Source organism: Microlunatus sp. Gsoil 973, from assembly GCF_009707365.1.
GTDB lineage: Bacteria > Actinomycetota > Actinomycetes > Propionibacteriales > Propionibacteriaceae > Microlunatus.
The window spans coordinates 2,394,680-2,411,453 of sequence record NZ_CP046122.1 but is presented as its reverse complement, the minus strand read 5'-3'; the positions used below and the strand labels follow the sequence as shown (position 1 = coordinate 2,411,453).

Annotated in this window: 15 protein-coding genes, 1 other RNA gene and 1 riboswitch; of the genes, 10 read left to right on the top strand and 6 right to left on the bottom strand. The window is 67.4% G+C overall.

Annotated features, from left to right (window positions below; genetic code table 11):
• Window positions 1-125 precede the first annotated feature (125 nt).
• Window positions 126-496, top strand: a transfer-messenger RNA (tmRNA) gene (gene ssrA, locus GJV80_RS11315).
• Between the two features lie 1,397 nt (window positions 497-1,893).
• Here the strand turns inward: ssrA and GJV80_RS11310 are convergent.
• Window positions 1,894-2,601 (bottom strand): ZIP family metal transporter, encoded by a 708-nt coding sequence (locus GJV80_RS11310; protein WP_154687981.1) that lies wholly within the window; start codon window positions 2,599-2,601, stop codon window positions 1,894-1,896.
• Window positions 2,602-2,690: 89 nt separating this feature from the next.
• Complete coding sequence (locus GJV80_RS11305; RefSeq protein WP_154687980.1) at window positions 2,691-3,449, bottom strand: HAD-IIB family hydrolase; 759 nt, start codon at window positions 3,447-3,449, stop codon at window positions 2,691-2,693.
• A gap of 149 nt (window positions 3,450-3,598) precedes the next feature.
• Between GJV80_RS11305 and GJV80_RS11300 the strand changes: the two genes are divergently transcribed.
• A complete protein-coding gene (locus GJV80_RS11300; RefSeq protein ID WP_154687979.1) occupies window positions 3,599-4,483 on the top strand; it encodes a GNAT family N-acetyltransferase in 885 nt (294 codons plus the stop codon).
• Here GJV80_RS11300 and GJV80_RS11295 read toward each other — a convergent pair.
• A complete protein-coding gene (locus GJV80_RS11295) occupies window positions 4,473-4,862 on the bottom strand; it encodes a DoxX family protein (protein WP_154687978.1) in 390 nt (129 codons plus the stop codon). The genes GJV80_RS11300 and GJV80_RS11295 overlap by 11 nt on opposite strands.
• Before the next feature lie 84 nt (window positions 4,863-4,946).
• Between GJV80_RS11295 and GJV80_RS11290 the strand changes: the two genes are divergently transcribed.
• The gene (locus GJV80_RS11290) at window positions 4,947-5,852 is read left to right on the top strand and encodes a sigma-70 family RNA polymerase sigma factor (RefSeq protein ID WP_154687977.1); all 906 of its coding nucleotides are present in this window, start codon (window positions 4,947-4,949) and stop codon (window positions 5,850-5,852) included.
• Between the two features lie 30 nt (window positions 5,853-5,882).
• Here GJV80_RS11290 and GJV80_RS11285 read toward each other — a convergent pair whose 3' ends face one another.
• A complete protein-coding gene (locus GJV80_RS11285; RefSeq protein WP_154687976.1) occupies window positions 5,883-6,884 on the bottom strand; it encodes a LacI family DNA-binding transcriptional regulator in 1,002 nt (333 codons plus the stop codon).
• Window positions 6,885-7,137: 253 nt separating this feature from the next.
• Between GJV80_RS11285 and GJV80_RS11280 the strand changes: the two genes are divergently transcribed.
• The 4 genes from GJV80_RS11280 to murQ all read left to right on the top strand — a co-directional run bounded on the left by GJV80_RS11280 (window position 7,138) and on the right by murQ (window position 11,330).
• Complete coding sequence (locus GJV80_RS11280; protein WP_154687975.1) at window positions 7,138-8,556, top strand: NAD-dependent malic enzyme; 1,419 nt, start codon at window positions 7,138-7,140, stop codon at window positions 8,554-8,556.
• Window positions 8,557-8,581: 25 nt separating this feature from the next.
• Window positions 8,582-9,139 carry a YqgE/AlgH family protein gene (locus GJV80_RS11275; protein WP_154687974.1) on the top strand — a complete coding sequence of 186 codons (558 nt, stop codon included), beginning with the start codon at window positions 8,582-8,584 and terminating at the stop codon, window positions 9,137-9,139.
• Window positions 9,140-9,340: 201 nt separating this feature from the next.
• The gene (locus GJV80_RS11270) at window positions 9,341-10,297 is read left to right on the top strand and encodes a MurR/RpiR family transcriptional regulator (RefSeq protein ID WP_154687973.1); all 957 of its coding nucleotides are present in this window, start codon (window positions 9,341-9,343) and stop codon (window positions 10,295-10,297) included.
• 109 nt (window positions 10,298-10,406) lie between these two features.
• Window positions 10,407-11,330 (top strand): N-acetylmuramic acid 6-phosphate etherase, encoded by a 924-nt coding sequence (gene murQ, locus GJV80_RS11265; RefSeq protein ID WP_154687972.1) that lies wholly within the window; start codon window positions 10,407-10,409, stop codon window positions 11,328-11,330.
• A gap of 37 nt (window positions 11,331-11,367) precedes the next feature.
• Here murQ and GJV80_RS11260 read toward each other — a convergent pair whose 3' ends face one another.
• Window positions 11,368-12,138: a DedA family protein gene (locus tag GJV80_RS11260; RefSeq protein WP_154687971.1), complete on the bottom strand. Its 771-nt coding sequence runs from the start codon at window positions 12,136-12,138 to the stop codon at window positions 11,368-11,370.
• A gap of 417 nt (window positions 12,139-12,555) precedes the next feature.
• Window positions 12,556-12,657: riboswitch (TPP riboswitch) on the top strand.
• Window positions 12,658-12,706: 49 nt separating this feature from the next.
• Here GJV80_RS11260 and GJV80_RS11255 point away from each other — a divergent pair.
• Genes GJV80_RS11255 through GJV80_RS11245 form a run of 3 tightly spaced genes read left to right on the top strand, consistent with a single transcriptional unit; the run spans window position 12,707 to window position 15,615 of the window.
• Window positions 12,707-13,327: an ECF transporter S component gene (locus GJV80_RS11255; protein ID WP_195909304.1), complete on the top strand. Its 621-nt coding sequence runs from the start codon at window positions 12,707-12,709 to the stop codon at window positions 13,325-13,327.
• Between the two features lie 9 nt (window positions 13,328-13,336).
• The gene (locus GJV80_RS11250) at window positions 13,337-14,839 is read left to right on the top strand and encodes an ABC transporter ATP-binding protein (protein WP_154687969.1); all 1,503 of its coding nucleotides are present in this window, start codon (window positions 13,337-13,339) and stop codon (window positions 14,837-14,839) included.
• Window positions 14,839-15,615: an energy-coupling factor transporter transmembrane protein EcfT gene (locus tag GJV80_RS11245; protein ID WP_154687968.1), complete on the top strand. Its 777-nt coding sequence runs from the start codon at window positions 14,839-14,841 to the stop codon at window positions 15,613-15,615. Before GJV80_RS11250 ends, GJV80_RS11245 begins: the two co-directional genes overlap by 1 nt.
• 56 nt (window positions 15,616-15,671) lie before the next feature.
• Here GJV80_RS11245 and GJV80_RS11240 read toward each other — a convergent pair whose 3' ends face one another.
• Window positions 15,672-16,724, bottom strand: coding sequence for a hypothetical protein (locus GJV80_RS11240; RefSeq protein ID WP_154687967.1), 1,053 nt, complete (start codon window positions 16,722-16,724; stop codon window positions 15,672-15,674).
• Window positions 16,725-16,774: the final 50 nt, after the last annotated feature.

Below are 16,774 nucleotides of genomic sequence, written 5' to 3'. Positions count from 1 at the left end.
GTACGGTTGTCGCTTCTCCGGCATCGGACAGTCGGAGTCGAACGACCGGAATCAAACCGGCTGACGACACGTTCCACCTGCGGCTACACTGGACAGCCGGACAACTGAAGAGCGCGACGAATCACGGGGGTGATCGGTTTCGACTCGGGACGGTAGTCCCAGGAGAAGCGGGCCGAGGATCCAAGGACATCTCGTAAACGACCCTTGGGAACAAATAAGTGCCAATTCTAAGCGCACGAACTTCGCTCTCGCTGCCTGAGCAGTGATCGAAGGGTCAGACCGGGGACGTCTCCGACCCGGAACCTGGCCTCGTTAAGGGGACTTACCCGCTCGAGTTGTGTCTCGGGGCTGAGCGGGGACATCAACCGGGACTGGGCCTGGCTACGACGTGCTGGTGCAAGCGTAGGGGCCGAGTAGACCGATAACATCAGCTGCGCCCGGAGAAGACCTGGTTCGCTGCTCGAGGACGCGGGTTCGATTCCCGCCACCTCCACGAATCATCTGGCCTGGTCAGAGCGACATTGAGTCGCTCCGACCAGGCCAGACGTGCAATTGCAGACGGCAATATGCATTGACTTCCCGGCCTCACTCCGCCGTCGACCACGGACAGGGGTCCAACTCATCGGCACAGCCGTCGTCGAACTCGACACGAACGACCTATACGAGCACCGGCCGGCCGCTACGTCTACGAGCCGGACTCCGGTACCCAGACGACCTCCTCATCACCACGACAGGACCACCCGACCTAAACCGAGCCGCGAGATCTGATAACGGCTCGCAGGCTTCATCGATGTGTCGGATGGGCCCACGACCGGGCGCAACGCACGGTCAGACCGGGGTCGTCGATACTCTGCGACCACCTCGTCGGTCTGATCTTGGTTGGGCGATTGACGTCGTCGTATGGCAACCGACAATACGCCCGGGGCGGCACCGAGACCGCTCGTACCTAGGGCGGCCGGGCACAATGGTGTGAGACACTGCGCTATGCCCAAGGGACCGTTCCAACTCAAGCTCGTGAATGGGCGGGAGTACGAGTTCGGTCCGAATGCGTCGTTCCAGGTAGAAGGCAACGGGATCCTGAAGGTCTTCGATCCACACAACCATCGACAAACCACCTTCGGGCCGGGTAGCTGGCTGTCTGTCGAGGCTGAACTACCCCCTCGTCCCTCGGACGGATAGGCAGTTGCGGGGCTGACCACTTTCAGAGTGGGCCCCGGACACAGGAGACAACCAACCGTGGCGTGCAATATTGGCGATCACGGTGATCCTGGCGGCCGGCCGCGGACAATTCCGAGGGTCGGGCGTCCGAAGACTGGCGTCCGACCTGCTTCTGGTCCGCCACGCGTCCGATTCAACCCTCGCTGGCGATGGGTAACCACGACCGGCCCGGCCCTCCCGGGGCCGACCACGGCGTCAGCAGGAGCCAGGATTCCCGACCCTGTTGATGGCCCAGGTATCTCGCAGGCCTTCGGCCAGCGCGAGCCGATCCAGGTGCGACGCGGAACGGTCGCACCTGACGTGCGCCCGGTCAGCCTGAGCGCTCCGCCGCTCCGACCAGTGGGCGCCGTAATCACTGGTCGCGTCCAGCACTCGGCACGATCGACATCGTTTTCGCGTCGTTCAGCCACCACGTCACGGGTGACGGAAATGGCATCCCGCTCCTCGGCAGCGGTCAGCATTATGATCACCGAACGTCAGCGTCAGACCGAGGTCAGCGAATCGCTCGTTGATCCACCGGGTGTTGTCATGCTCCATGATCAGTCTGCGATCAGTCTGCCGGAACGGGCAGGAGCTACGACCCGCTCCAGAACGCAATTCCGGCGGGATGATCATTGACGGCACAGCCGCAGGCGAGCGATCTCGCGGGCGAACGGCCGCCCGAGGCGTGTCGGGTCAGGAGAACGCTGAAAGTGCCGCCGCGACGGCGAAGCCGAGCACCGTCACCAGGCCGGCCCTGTCCCGCGCCTTGCGATGCGCCTCGGGCACCATCGAGTCGACGAGCATCACCAGAAGCGCGCCCGCAGCGAAACCGTCGATCGCGGCCCGCCAGGCCGGGCCGAGGACGTCGGCAAGCAGGTAGCCGCCGACCGTCGACAGCGCGGCGAACACCGCCACACCGATCCACATCCGCACCACCGCCGACCGTGACCTACCGGCGGCGCGCATCTCCGAAGCCGACCCGATTCCCTCCGGCAGGTTGGACACGAAGATCGCCACCAGCAGCGCAAGGCTGATCCCTTCGCCCGAGGCCAGACCGATGCCCAACACCGCCTGCTCGGGGATGCCGTCGAGCAGGGCACCCAGGGCCAGCGGCAGACCGGCAGAACCGCCGCCCTGCCGGCCGCCGAGACGCTGGACTCCCCGGTCCGCCGAGAAGAACGCCAGAGCGCCGACCGCGATCCCCGCAGCGACCCACCACGGCCCACCTACTCGGAAGCCCTCAGCGGCGAGCTCGAACGATACGCCGGAGACCAGCGCACCTGCGCCGAACGCGAGGACACCACCGACCAGCCCATCTCGCCAATCCCGCGCCACGCCGAACAGGGCGCCGAGGATCAACGACGACGCAGCGAGCGCCCCCCAAGCAGCAGCAGCGAGCACGACCGGGTTCCTTCCTCGACGGCGGCGACAGCACTGGAGCCCTACCCACGCCGCATCGGTCGCAACATATAAGGGGGCCGACTCGCCGGTCAGACGTCAACCAGCAGGGTCTCCAGGTAGCCGACGGTATCCTCCCAGCCGGTGACCGCGTGGGTGGCGACGCCGGTCCTGACCACGGGATAGTCGTTGCCGTCGGGATCCAGCCGATCACCGACGAAGATCATTTCACTGATCGGGACGCCGCTGACCTCGGCCAGCCGACCCAGCGCGTACCCCTTGTCGATGCCCTGACGAGTGATGTCGACCGAGGTCGATCCGCCCGATCGCACCGACAATCCCGGCAACAGCTGCTGCACGGCTGCGGCCAGCATATTCTTCTTCGCTCCGGTCGGATCCCAGGCCTTCTTGGCGGCCACCGGAGCCGTCTGGCCCAGTGCGGAGAAGGTGATCTGCGACCCGCGATCCTCCAGGATCGGCCCCCAGGTCTCCGACCCCCACAAACCGAACTCCCGAGCCTTGTCCTCCAGGACCGTCAGGGCCTGCTTCTTCTCGTCCGCGCTGAGGTTGTCGGCGTACAGCTGCTGCCAGTGGCCGTCGAGGTAGCGGTAGTACTGGGTGCCGGTCACCGGCATCAGATGCAGCCGGGACAGTGCCTCGTCTCCGGCACCGGTCAGGTGCGCAACGACCTGCTTGCGGAACTGCTCGATCTGGCCGCCGGAGATGATCGCCACCGCAACGTGCTGCAGCAGTCTGATGAGCACGTCGGACACCTGTGCCGGCAGCGGAGACTTCGAGGGGGCGAGCGTGTCGTCCAGATCGAAGGCGAGCAGACGGGCGGGCAACGGCATGCGCAGGGACCTCGTTCTTCAGCGTTGGTGTCGGCGGACTGTTGCGGCTCGCCGATGGTAACCGAGGAGTGACCAGTCCATGATCTTGAGCCTAGGGGTGTGCCCGCAAACCGGTTGCCAGACTTGTGAAGATCGGGAAATCTTCGGACATGTACGACCTGCAGTTCACCCCGTCGGCAGAGCACTTCTCCGCGCAGGCACATGGATATCTCGCCGAGCATCCGGTCGTGGAGAACGTTGTTGCCACGACCGCCCAGCGTGCCATCCGCGAGGACGCCGAGGGTGTGATCCGCCCTCCGGACCGGCCGTGGTGGTTCTGCGTCATCCGCGACGGCGAAGGGCAGATCGCCGGAGTCGCGATGCGAACGGCACCGGCACCCGAGTACGCGGTCTGGGTCGGTGGCCTGCCCGCCGATGCAGCCGATGCCCTGGCCGATCAGTTGATCGATCGGGGCGAAGCCATCAGCGTGATCACCGGATCGCAACCGCCGGCTCGAGTCCTCGCCGACCGCATGGCCGATGCGATTGCCGGACGGGTCTCGATCCGGCAGCGGACCCGGTTGTTCGAACTCGGCGAACTCGTCCCACCCACCGGGGTCAGTGGCAACATCCGGCCGGCGACCCAGGATGATCTTGATCTTGTCCACCGCTGGCGCGACGTGTTCCTCGCGGAGGCCGAGGAACAGGCCGGTCGACCGGTGACTTCCTATGTGGCAACCGATCCCGAGGAAACCCGACGCCGGATCCGTGATCATCAGTTCTGGCTGTGGGAGGACGCCGGCCAAGTGGTGCACCTGACCGGAGCGAGCCCGCCAAGCTCCGGCGTCGCCCGGATCGCCCCGGTGTACACGCCCAAGCCGTTCCGAGGCAACGGGTACGCCATGGCTGCGGTTGCCGCCGTGTCACAGCTGCTGGTCGACCAGCGGGCTCGGGTATGCCTGTTCACCGATCAGGCCAATCCGGTCTCCAACCGGATCTACCAGCGGATCGGTTACCGGCCCGTGGCCGACATGGAGCAGCTGATCATCGAATGATCAATTCGGTCTGTCGCCTCGCGATCCGGCGACCGGCCGGACGCAACGCCCAGGACATCACGGTCAACGCCGTGAAGCCCGCCAGCAGTAACACCTCGCCGCGGGCGTACCCGCTGGCCAGGTGCGACACCATCGCGCCGCTGTAGGTGAAGAACGACCCGGCGTACGCCCATTCCTTCAGCAGCGGTCGGCGGGGGATCAACAGCGCGACGGCTCCGGCGATCTTCCAACTGCCCAACAGGACAAGGAAATAGGACGGGTAGCCCAGGTGGGTCACCACGTCGCGGACGTAGGCGGTGCGGGCGATGTCCCAGATGCCGCCGACACCGAGTTCTGCGGTGATCGCCGCCGTGCTGATCCAGTACATGAGTCTGCGCATGTGTCCTCCTCGTTCGGGTCTGTCACATCCGGCCGTTCTGTCGGCTCGACAGGTGAGAACCACAGACACGGGAGGATGTGACAGGTGAGGGAGATCGAGCGACGGGCAGAACTCTTCGAGGCCGAACGCGCCCGACTGACGGCGATCGCCTACCGGATGCTGAGCTCACAGGCCGATGCGGATGATGCCGTGCAGAACGCCTGGATCCGGCTGCAGCGGAGCGACCCGGGGGGTATCGAGAACCTCGCCGGCTGGCTGACCGCGGTGGTCAGCCGGGAGTGCCTGCACCTGTTGCGCGCCCGCCGGACCCGCCGGGAGACCCCGCTGGCCGACAGAGAACCCGGCACCGCGACCGCGCCGTCGCCCGGCAACACTCCCGATCCCGAGGCGGAAGCCCTGGTCGCCGACGCCGTCGGTCCGGCATTGCTGCTGATCCTGGACAGCCTGGCGCCCGATGCCCGGCTGGCCTTCGTGCTGCACGACATCTTCGCGGTGCCGCACGAGGAGATCGCCGGGATCCTCGGTCGGACGCCCGTCGCCTGCCGGCAGCTGGCCAGTCGGGCACGGCGCAGGGTCCGCGATGTCGGACGGTCGGCGCCGGCCGATCCCGTCCGCCAACGCCGGATCGTCGACGCCTTCCTGGCCGCGGTCCGTGACGGGAATCTCGTCGGGCTCGTCGCCGTGCTCGACCCCGATGTGGTGCTGACCGGCGACGCCGACTCGTTGCCGGGTCCGACTCCCGCCCGACTTGTCGGTGCCGGCCCGGTTGCGGAGTACGCCGCGCGGTTCACCGGCCGGGCGCGATCCGTCGAACCTGCGGTGGTGGATGGAGGCCAGGGACTGGCCATCGTTCCGAAGGGCAGGATCATCGGGGCACTGGCGTTCACCTGCGTCGACGATCTGATCACCGGCATCGAGTTGATCTCCGATCCGGAGCGTCTCGACAAGGTCACGATCAATCGCGCCGACGGCGTCTCAGGACTCGGATGACCGGCCCGGCGCCGGACGCCGCCACGGACCTCACCGCGGCGGGTGACTCGAGTCCCTGACCACCAGTTCGCTGGGCTTGGGCGGCACCACACCGACGGGTGGGTCACCGGGCCTGCGGACCCGGGCCAGCAGCTGGGTCGCCGTCGACCGCCCGGCATGGTAGGGATCACGCTGCAGCGCACTGATGCCGGGCCAGGCAGTCCGGCAGAGCAGGGAGTCGTCCCAGGAGACGACCGCGATGTCGGTCCGCCCCGCCTCACGCAGCGCGGTCAGACCGCCGACCGCCATCAGATCGTTGGAGTAGATGATCGCGGTCGGGGCGTCCCGCCGGCCGAGCAGGCGGGCGGTCAGTTCGTGGCCGCCCTCCAGCGAGTAGTCGCCGGCGAAAGTGGACGCGCGCATGCCGTGCTGCTCGGCGCCGGAGACCACCGCCTCGCGGCGTTCCACCTCATGCAACAGATCGGTCGGGCCGCTGATGTGAGCGATCCGCGCGTGACCCAACGCGGCCAGATGATCGACCAGGATGGTCGCCTCCTGGTCATTGTCGAAACGCCAACCACGTTCGGTCAGATGGCCGCTGTGCACCAGGTACGGCAACGACAGGTCGTCCAACAACGACGGGCGGGGATCGTCCAACCGGAGATCGGTCAGGATCACCCCGTCCACCCGACGCTCCGCCGTCCACCGGCGATAGACAGCCGCTTCACTGTCCCCGTCGGGCACGAACCGGACCATCAGACTGGTCCCGGCATCGGACAGCGCCGCCTCGATGCCGGACAGCAGACCCATGTAGAACGGCTCCGACCCGAGGTCCTCGGGGCGCCGGTTCAGCACGATGCCGATGGCGTCGGCACGTGACCGGGACAGCGATCGGGCACTGACGCTGGGCTGCCAGCCCAGCTCCCGGGCAAGCTCCAGGACCCGGATCCTGGTCTCCTCGGCCACCCCCGGCCGACCGTTGAGCGCGTACGAAACCGAGGCCCGGGACAGCCCGAGCCGTGCGGCGAGATCGTCGATCGTCACCCGCTCCATTGCGGCGATCCTCCCGTCGTCAGTGCTGGAAATGGAGTCACCTTAGCTGCCTGAAGCCCCGATTCGAGGAACTTTCCTGAAGCGCTTAGGTAGTGGGATCGGTGGGAACCTCGACGATGCGTGACGCGGCCGGGATCCAGGGCACGGCGCAAGGTCGGCAGCGACCTCCATCGGCGATTGCTCCGCTGATCGGCGACGACAAGCGGAGCGATCCTGCCCGGCGTCGCCCCGAAGGTTGTGGGAGGATCGCCGCGTGAGCGCTGTTCCGTCTGTTTCGAATTCGATCACGGTTCGGTTGGAGGTTCCGGCTGGTGGATCGTCAGTCAGTGGGTTGACGACTGCCGTCGAGCAGGCCGGTGGAAGCATCACCGCGCTCGATGTGACGGCGTCGGGGCACGAACGGTTGCGGATCGACGTGACCTGCGCAGCGCGGGACACCGCCCACGCCGAGGAACTGGTCGAAGTCATGCGACGGGTCCCCGGTGTGGTGATCGGCAAGGTGTCCGATCGAGTGTTCCTGGCACACATCGGCGGCAAGATCGCGATGAACAGCAAGCGCCCGATCCGCAACCGTGATGATCTCTCCCTGGTCTATACACCGGGAGTCGCACGGGTGTCGATGGCGCTGGCACGCAATCCAGACGATGCACGACGGTTGACGATCAAACGCAACTCCGTCGCGGTGATCACCGACGGCTCCGCGGTACTCGGCCTGGGCAACGTCGGCCCGTACGCGGCCCTGCCGGTGATGGAGGGCAAGGCGGCCCTGTTCAAGCGGTTCGGGGACATCGACGCCTGGCCGTTGTGCTTGGACACCCAGGACACGGACGAGATCGTCGCCGTGGTGAAGGCAGTTGCACCAGGGTTCGCCGGGATCAACCTCGAGGACATCTCCGCGCCGAGGTGCTTCGAGATCGAGGCGAGGCTCCGCAAGGAGCTGGACATCCCCGTCTTCCACGATGATCAACACGGCACGGCGATCGTCGTACTCGCGGCGCTGTTCAATGCGTTGCGGGTGGTGGAGAAGCCTCTTGCCGATGTGCGGATCGTGATGTCGGGCGCCGGTGCTGCCGGCACGGCCATCATCAAGCTGCTGCTGGCGGCCGGTGCACGCAACCTTGTCGCAGCCGACATCGACGGCGTGGTGCACGCCGGTCGTCCGGGCATCGTCGGAGAGCTGGCCTGGATCGCCGCGCACACCAACGAGGTGGGGTTCCACGGGACGCTGAAGGAAGCGATCGTTGGGGCCGATGTGTTCATCGGGGTATCGGCACCGGACGTGCTCACCGGTGAGGACGTCGCCAAGATGGCCGACCGGTCGATCGTCTTCGCGTTGGCCAACCCCGATCCCGAGGTCGACCCGGCGGAAGCCGCCCGCCATGCCGCGGTGGTGGCCACCGGACGCTCCGATTTCCCCAACCAGATCAACAATGTACTGGCCTTCCCCGGCGTCTTCCGCGGTCTGCTCGACGCCCAGTCGAAGAACGTCACCACGTCGATGATGGTCGCGGCCGCACACGCGCTGGCCGGGGTGGTCAAGGACGAGGAACTCAACGCTGCCTACATCACCCCGAGCGTCTTCCATTCCGACCTGCACACCACGGTGGCGGCCGCCGTCCGCACCGCTGCCGGCGGACCGGCCGAGCTGCCCAAAGACACCGAAGTGGAATGACCGACCCAACGGGCGCAGATTGGTGATGACCGCTCCGAAGGCTGGATCGCTGCTGATCGCGAGCGTGGCGCTGACCGACGGCATCTTCAACCAGTCGGTCGTGTTGATCTTGGACTCCGATGCCGACGGCGCCCTCGGCGTGATCTTGAACGAGATCTCCCAGACGCCATTGGATGCGGTGCTGGCGGACTGGGTGCCGGTGGTGTCCGGGCCGGCGTATCTGTTCCACGGTGGTCCGGTGTCGCCCAACGGTGCGATCTGCCTGGCCAGTGTCGCCGACCCGGCGGAGGAGCCGCCGGGCTGGCGTCGGATGTTCTCCACCATCGGACTGCTGCATCTGGACACCCCGATCGAGATCGTCCGGGGCGCGTACCGGGATCTGCGGATCTTCGCGGGGTACGCCGGCTGGTCGGCGGGCCAGCTCGAGGAGGAGATCGCCGAGGGCATGTGGCACATCGTCCCGGCCGTCTACAGCGACGTCTTCTCCGATCAGCCGTTGGAGCTGTGGCGCACGGTGCTTCGTCGCCAACGCAGCGAACTGGCCTACTTCTCGACCTGGACCGAAGACGTCGAGTCGAACTGAACGCAGCGGCGATTGGACCGAAGCGGGTCCCGGACTCGCCTGGCTAATCGGTTCGTCGGCGTTTCACGACCGGATGACGGCCGAATCCAGCGTTGGTAAACGATGTAGATCCCCACGCGGTGTCAGCCGCCGACGTACCCTTTTTACTAGGGGAAACGTCGGAGTACATCCGATGCATCGGGGGCGAAGAAGGAGCCTTGTATGGGTGAGACGTCGGGTGATTCGACCCAGGGGCTAGGAACAGCGATTGACGCGCAGCAGCGTACGGAGCCGGGGAGTCCCCGGTTGTCGGTCCTGATCAGGGTTCGCCGGGCGATGCCCAATCTGCGTCCCGCCGAGCAACGGGTCGCGCAGGCCGTGCTGCACGATCCGGCGGGTATCTCGGAGAGTTCGATCACCAGCGTGGCGAAGCTCTGCGATACGTCGGAGACGACGGTGTTGCGCTTCTGTCGTGCGATCGGGTTGGCGGGCTATCCGGAACTGCGGATCGCGCTGGCCCGCGCCGCCCAGTGGGAGGAGACCGACCAGAGCAACGGCGCCCAGCAGACCGGTCCGATCAACGCCGCGGACACCCTGGCGGATGTGGTGAGCAAGATCGCTTACGCCGACGCCCGGGCCATCTCCGACACGGCTCGTGCGCTGGACCTTGCGGTGCTGGAGAAGGTGGTGGACGCCATCGCCAACGCCCGCCGGCTGGACATCTACGGCGTCGGCGCGAGCGGATTGGTTGCCGAGGACCTGCAACTCAAGCTGCACCGGATCGGTCTTCTGTGCCACACCTGGGCCGACGTGCACCTGGCCCTGACGTCGTCTGCCGTGCTCGACGCCGGGGATGTCGCGTTGGGCATCTCCCACACCGGCAACACCGTGGACACCGTCGACGTTCTCCGGGTAGCCCGCAAGCGTGGTGCGACGACGATCTCGGTCACCAACTACGACCGATCACCGATCGCCGAGGTCTCCGACCTGGTGCTCGTGACGGCAGCCCACGAGTCGAGCTTCCGCTCCGGGGCGATGTCCAGCCGGATGGCCCAACTGGCCGTGGTCGACTGCATCTTCGCCGGGGTGGCACAGCGCTCCTACGAGCAGGCCATGGCGGCGTTGGAGAGCACCCGCAGCGCGGTGGAGAGCCGGCACGACACCCGGCGGATCCACTGACTTCGCGCCGAATGGCGGGATCGTGGCGCAGTTGCGTGTTTAATGGACTGGTGAGAAATTTCGCTCGCCGCCCGCGGTTGGTAAATCGTCTGCGCCTGATAGCGGTCTCGTGGTAACCGAGTTGATCGGGACCGAGCGGCAGAACCCGACCTCGGGGGCCCTGGACGAGATGTCCGTCGACGGCATCGTGGCGACGATGAACAACGCCGACTTCACCGTCCCGGAGGCGATCCGCGATTCCCTGCCACAGATCGCCGCGGCGATCTCGGCCGCCGAACCGCTGTTCAGCGCCGGCGGCCGGTTGATCTACGTCGGTGCCGGTACGTCGGGGCGGCTCGGAGTGCTCGACGCCTCCGAGTGCCCACCGACCTTTCACACCGATCCCGGACGGGTGGTCGGGTTGATCGCCGGGGGTCCGATAGCCCTGGTGACCGCGGTCGAGGGCGCCGAGGACGACAGTGCCGGGGGTGCCAAGGATCTCGACGGTATTGCCGTGGGAGCAGGCGACATCGTCGTCGGCCTGGCCGCCAGCGGGCGCACGCCGTACGTCATCGGGGCACTGGATCGTGCTCGCGAAGTCGGAGCGGTGACCATCGCGCTGTCCTGCAACATCGGAGCCGAGGCATCGGACCACGCCACCTATCCGATCGAGATCGAGACCGGCCCCGAGGTGCTCACCGGTTCCACCCGGCTGAAGGCGGGCAGCGCCCAGAAGCAGGTGGTGAACATGATCTCGACCGCGCTGATGGTGCGGTCCGGCCGGACCTACGGCAATCTCATGGTCGACGTCCAGGCCACCAACGACAAGCTGCGTACGCGTGCCGCCCGACTGGTCAGTCTGATCGGCGAGGTCGACGAGCAGACCGCGGTCGCCGCGCTGCAGGCGTGTTCCTACGAGGTGAAGACGGCTGTCGTCATGGTCCGCTCCGGCGCTACCGTCGAGGAGGCACGGGAACGGGTCGCTGCTGCGGGCGGACGGCTCGCCGGCGCGATCGGGGTGCCGAGCTCCCGACATCCGGCTCTCGCGGTCTAGCCGACAACCCGCGCGGGCAGATTCGGGTGCCGGGCGGTCACTTCCCAGCGGCGGTGCTCTTCCTGCGGTTGGACTGGATGATTCCGTTGATCACGATGGCAGCGAGCAGCGCGACCGAGATGTAGCCGGAGTACTTCGCGATCAGATCGACGATGTTGACCGCGTTCTGGCCGAGCCGGAAGCCGAGCCAGACGTAGAAGGAACAGACGATCGCCGAGCCGACCAGGTCCACCAGGATGAAGGTACGCAGCCGCATCCCGGCCATGCCGACGGTGGCGTACACCACGGCCGCCGGCAGCGGCAGGACGTAGCAGAGCAGGACGGCCGGGATGCCGTACCGGCGACCCAGCCACTCGGCCTTCTTCGCGGTGCGTCCCGCCCAGCGGGAGCGGCCGGCGACGACGTCGATCAGTCCCCGGCCCCACAACTTGCCGGCCCACCAGAACAGCGGGTCCCATTTCATGCTGCTGATGATGCCGATCACCAGCGCGAGCGGCCACCAGTCGGCCCTGCCGACCGCGCCGAGCGCTCCGCTGGTGACCAGACCGGACCGCGAACCGGTGATGGCGACCAACGCCAGCGGGCTGTGACCGAGCAGCACCGGTCGCAGCGGGATCATGATCAGCCCGATCAGGCCGCTGATCGAGAAGCCCACCCAGCAGAGGATGTCGGCGCGTCCCGGCTTGCCCTTCCAGGGCATCCGCGGATCCTCCCACCACTCGGTGGTGGCCGGTCGTTGGCCAGGGGTCCCGGCGTCGGTGACCCGCTCGGACTCCGGCGGGTCGATCGGCTGCTCGGCGGTTGACACCCAGCCACGGTACCTGGCCGTCGGTGCGTCGGGCGGATCGAAGGCGGGAAAGTTCCTGCGCTCGTTGATCGTACGGCTGGCAAGCCGGTCCTGAATTTCAGGGCCGTCGCTGCCGCCGGATCAAACCTTGACCCACCGGCGGCGGTGGTGCCCGTTCCGACGATCAAAGTTTGACCCGGGGGTTGTCGCCACCGGCGTGTCGTGACCGCTGGATCAAACTTTGACCTTGGAGGATCGCGCCGGTCGCTACCTCAAACTCTGATCGTACGGCTGGAAACCTGGCCGGCCGCGCACCGCAGACGTGCGCTCGCGCTCCAGGAGGGCCCGAGGTGCCACTACCGGTATGTCCGCGCGCCCGGATGCTGTCGGCGCAGTGGTAGGTTCGGACGCTGAACAACCGAACACACACCGAATATCAAGGAACGACAGGGGAGCGCGCAGCGCTGAGAGTGCGGGAGACCGCAGACCCTCACACCTGATCTGGGTAATGCCAGCGAAGGAAGTCGACCGGCGTCGCAGGACCGGGCGCCGGGAGCGCAACGCTACCTGTCCTCGCGAGAGGCAGGACATGACCGAGCAAGATCAACGGACCTCACGGGGAGCGACCGGGCGGCCGCGTACGCGCAAGGACGGCCCGTTCGGGCGATGGCGGACCAGCGACATCCTGATCACCGCGGCGATCGGGGTCGTCTTCGGAGTCGTCTTCATCGTCGCCGACGGCCTGTGGGATCTGACCAAGCCGCTGTTCACCTGGTTCCCGCCGGCGCAGGCGCTGATCTACGGGCTCTGGCTGGTTCCGAGTGTCCTGGCGCCGTATCTGACCAGGAAGGCCGGGGCGGGGGTGCTGGCGGAACTGATCGGCTCGCTGGTGGAGTTGCCGGCAGGTCTCGGCGGTGGCGGCGTCCTGCTGCTGTACGGCCTGGCCCAGGGCGTGGCGGCCGAGGTCGGGTATGCGATCTTCGGCTACCGGATGTGGCGCAGGATCAACCCGTTCATCGCCGGAGCCACTGCGGGTGTCGCGCCGGCCGTCCTGGACAACGTGCTCTACTACTCCACCTGGCCATTCGGCTGGCAGGTCAGCTACGGCATCGCCGCGATCGTCTCAACCGCCGTCGTCGGCGGTGTACTGAGCCTGGTACTGCATGCCGCGCTGCGCTCCTCGGGTGCGCTACCGGCCCGTCGGGGCTGACGCCGCGCCATGCCTGGTGATCACCGGCCCGCTCGCGTAGAACTGACCGGGTACGGCTACCGGCATTTGATCCGGGACCGATGGGCCGTCCGGGGCGTCGACCTGGTGGTCGAACCCGGCGAGCGGGTGCTTCTACTGGGGCCGTCGGGTGCCGGGAAATCCACCCTGCTGCAGGCGATCGCCGGGCTGCTGGACGAGGACACCGGTGACATCGAGGGTCGGCTGTTGGTCGACGGTCGGCCGCCGATCCCGGCGTCGGGTGGCCACGGCGGTTCACGGACCGGGATCGTCTTCCAGGACCCCGACAGCCAGTTGGTGATGAGCCGCGCCGGCGACGACGTCGCATTCGGACTGGAGAACGCCGGTGTCCCCGCCGAGCAGATTTGGCCACGGGTCAGAAGAGCCCTACAGGCGGTCGGTTTCGGTTACGAGCCGGACCGGCCGACCCATGAGCTGTCCGGCGGAGAGCGGCAGCGGCTGGTGCTTGCCGGTGTGCTGGCTCTGCGCCCCCAACTGTTGCTGCTCGACGAGCCGACGGCCAATCTCGATCCGGACGGTGCCGCCCAGGTGTTGGCGGTCCTCGCCGACCAGGTCGCCGACCGGTCCGCGACGATGATCATGATCGAACACCGGATCGGTCCCGTGCTGCCGCTGGTCGACCGGGTCGTCGTCATCGACCCCGCCGATGGGGTGATCGCCGACGGGCCGCCACAACGGGTGTTGCGCGACAACCACGACCGACTGGCCGCGGGGGGCGTCTGGGTCGATGATCAGCTTCCCTGGGCGCCGGAGCGCCGAAGATCTGCAGGGCCGACCTTGATCACCCTCGACGGGCCGCAGCGACGCTACGGTGACGGGCCGTTGCTACCCCAACCGGTCGAGGCGACGATCACCGCAGGCTCGGTCACCGCCCTCGTCGGACCGAACGGGGCCGGCAAGTCGACCCTGGCCGGCATGCTGTCCGGTCTCGCTGCTCCCGCGGTCGGAGCCGTTCGGCCGGCCGCTGAGTTGACGGCAGGATTGCCGGCCCGGATCGTCGGTCGACCGCCGCATCGTTGGCCGTCGGAGCGGCTGGCGACGCGGATCGGCACGGTCTTCCAGAATCCCGAACACCAGTTCCTGACCAGCCGCGTGGCCGACGAGGTCGCCCTTGGTCCGCGGCACATCCGGGCAGCCTACGCGCAGCGTGCCGGCGAGCTGCTGGAGCGACTGGGTCTTGCGCAGTTGGCACAGGCGAATCCGTTCACCCTCTCCGGGGGAGAGAAGCGGCGGCTGTCGGTAGCCACCGCATTGGCCGGTCGCCCTCGGGTTCTGGTGTTGGACGAGCCGACCTTCGGTCAGGATCGCCGGACCTGGATCGAACTGGTCAGGCTGTTCGCCGAGATCGCCGATGCCGGGACCGCCCTTGTGGTTGTTTCCCATGATCGGATGCTGTGCGACGCGCTGGCCGATCAGGTGATCACGTTACGCCGGATCTCACCGGTGATCGGCGCCGCCGCGGGAGTCTCCTGATGTTCCCGCCCGTTCGGTACGCCCGCACCCCGCTGACCACACTCAATCCGTTGGTCGGCCTGGCGGTGATCGCGATCGTCACGGTGATCACCATCGTCAGCTTCGATCCGATTGCTGTGCTGATCATCCTGGCCGTCGAGCTGCCGCTGCTGCCGCTGGCCCGGATCGGCGTGCGGGGCTGGCTGTTCCGGACCTGGCCACTGGCCACGGGACTGGCCGGGATCATGATCGCCAACCTGCTCTTCACCGACATCCGCACCGGTTCGGAGTTGCTGTCCGCAGGTCCGTTGGTGATCACCACGGGCAGTCTCGGCGCTGCGGCCGTTGTGGTGTTGAGGGTTCTGGTCCTGGCTATCCCCGGCATCGTCTTCTTCGCGCGGATGGATCCGACGGCGCTGGCGGATGCATTGATCGCCCACTGGCACGCCAATCCGCGGATCGCGGTCGGATCGCTTGCCGCGCTCCGAATGGCGCCGCTGGTCGCCGCAGACCTGCGCCAGTCGTACGCCGCCCGCAGGACCCGCGGGCTGGTCAGCCGGAACCCGGTTGTCATGATGCCGATGATCATCGGCACCCTCGGCACCCTGCTGGTCACCACGGTCCGGCGGGCGACCCGACTGTCAGCGGCCATGGACTCACGAGGATTCGATTCGGGTGTTCCACGGACGATCGCGCGGGTGTCGACCTGGCGGCGGCGCGACTGGCTGGTGATCCTCGGCTACGGCCTCGCCGGTGCGATCGCCGTCGGCGTCACCATTTCCGGCAACATCCGGTGATCACCCGGTGATCACAGCGTCGATCATCGATCACCACGGCGCAGATCACCGGTCGGTCAGCACCTGATCACCGGTCGATCGCCGACCTGGCGCTCGGCCACCGGACGGGTCTCGACCGCCGGGGCCGCATGACGTCGCCGGGTGGGCAACAGGATCAACAGCACACCGATCGCCGACCACGCCGCCGCGACCAGCCAGCCGGCGAGTGTCGGCGCGTCGGGGAAGTAGTTCAGATTGCGCAGCAGAGTGTTTCCGGCTCCCTGCGGGAACCACTGTCCGAGGTCACTCCACACCGACGGCAACAGTTCGCGCGGCACGGTCGCCCCCGAGATCGGCGTTGCGCCGAGGATGAACAGCAGGGCGCCGACACCGAATCCCGCCGGACCGATCAGGTGGCGCAGTCCGACGACCACGATCGCGACCGATGTCACGATCGCTCCGATCCCGGCCGCACTGGCCAGATACGCACCCGGTAGCGCGCCGTACCACGGGCCGAGGATCGCTGCCAGGCCGAGACCCGCGGCGACGCCGTAACCCAGCAGTCCGATCAGCCGGCGTCGTACGCCCGTCAACGCAACCGACAGCAGCACACCACCCAGGACACCGCCGAGAGCCAACGGCAGTCCGGCGATGGCGAACCTGGCGCCGCTCGGATCGTCGGAGGAGAGCGGCACGACATCGGTCACGGTGAGCGCAGGGGTCTGCCCGCCCGGCGGCTGTTGGCCCTGCGCCATGAACTGCTGCAGCGCCGTGGTCAGTTGGGACATCACCTGTTGCCCGGCACTGCCGGCAGCCGAGGCGGTGAGGACCTCGGGACGTGCCGGATCAAGGACGATCGCACCCACGACGTCGCGTTGCCGGATGTCGGCCACCGCAGCCGCCCGGTCGGTCACCGGTATCAGGTCGATCGCATCTGCCGACCTGGCCGAAACGGCCGCCGTGGCCTGTTGGACGAGTTGAGGCTGACCGGTGATCGCCACCGGCACGCCGCGTGGCTTGGCGACCAGCGTCGGCCAACTCAGTGCCAGGAGCACCAGGCCGACCGCTGCCGCCGCGACGATCGGGGCGGCGATGACCGCCGCGGTTCCCGACACGGATCGGGTGGGCATGACAAACTCCTCATCGAAAAAGAATGCTCGTTCTTCTTTGATCCATTGAG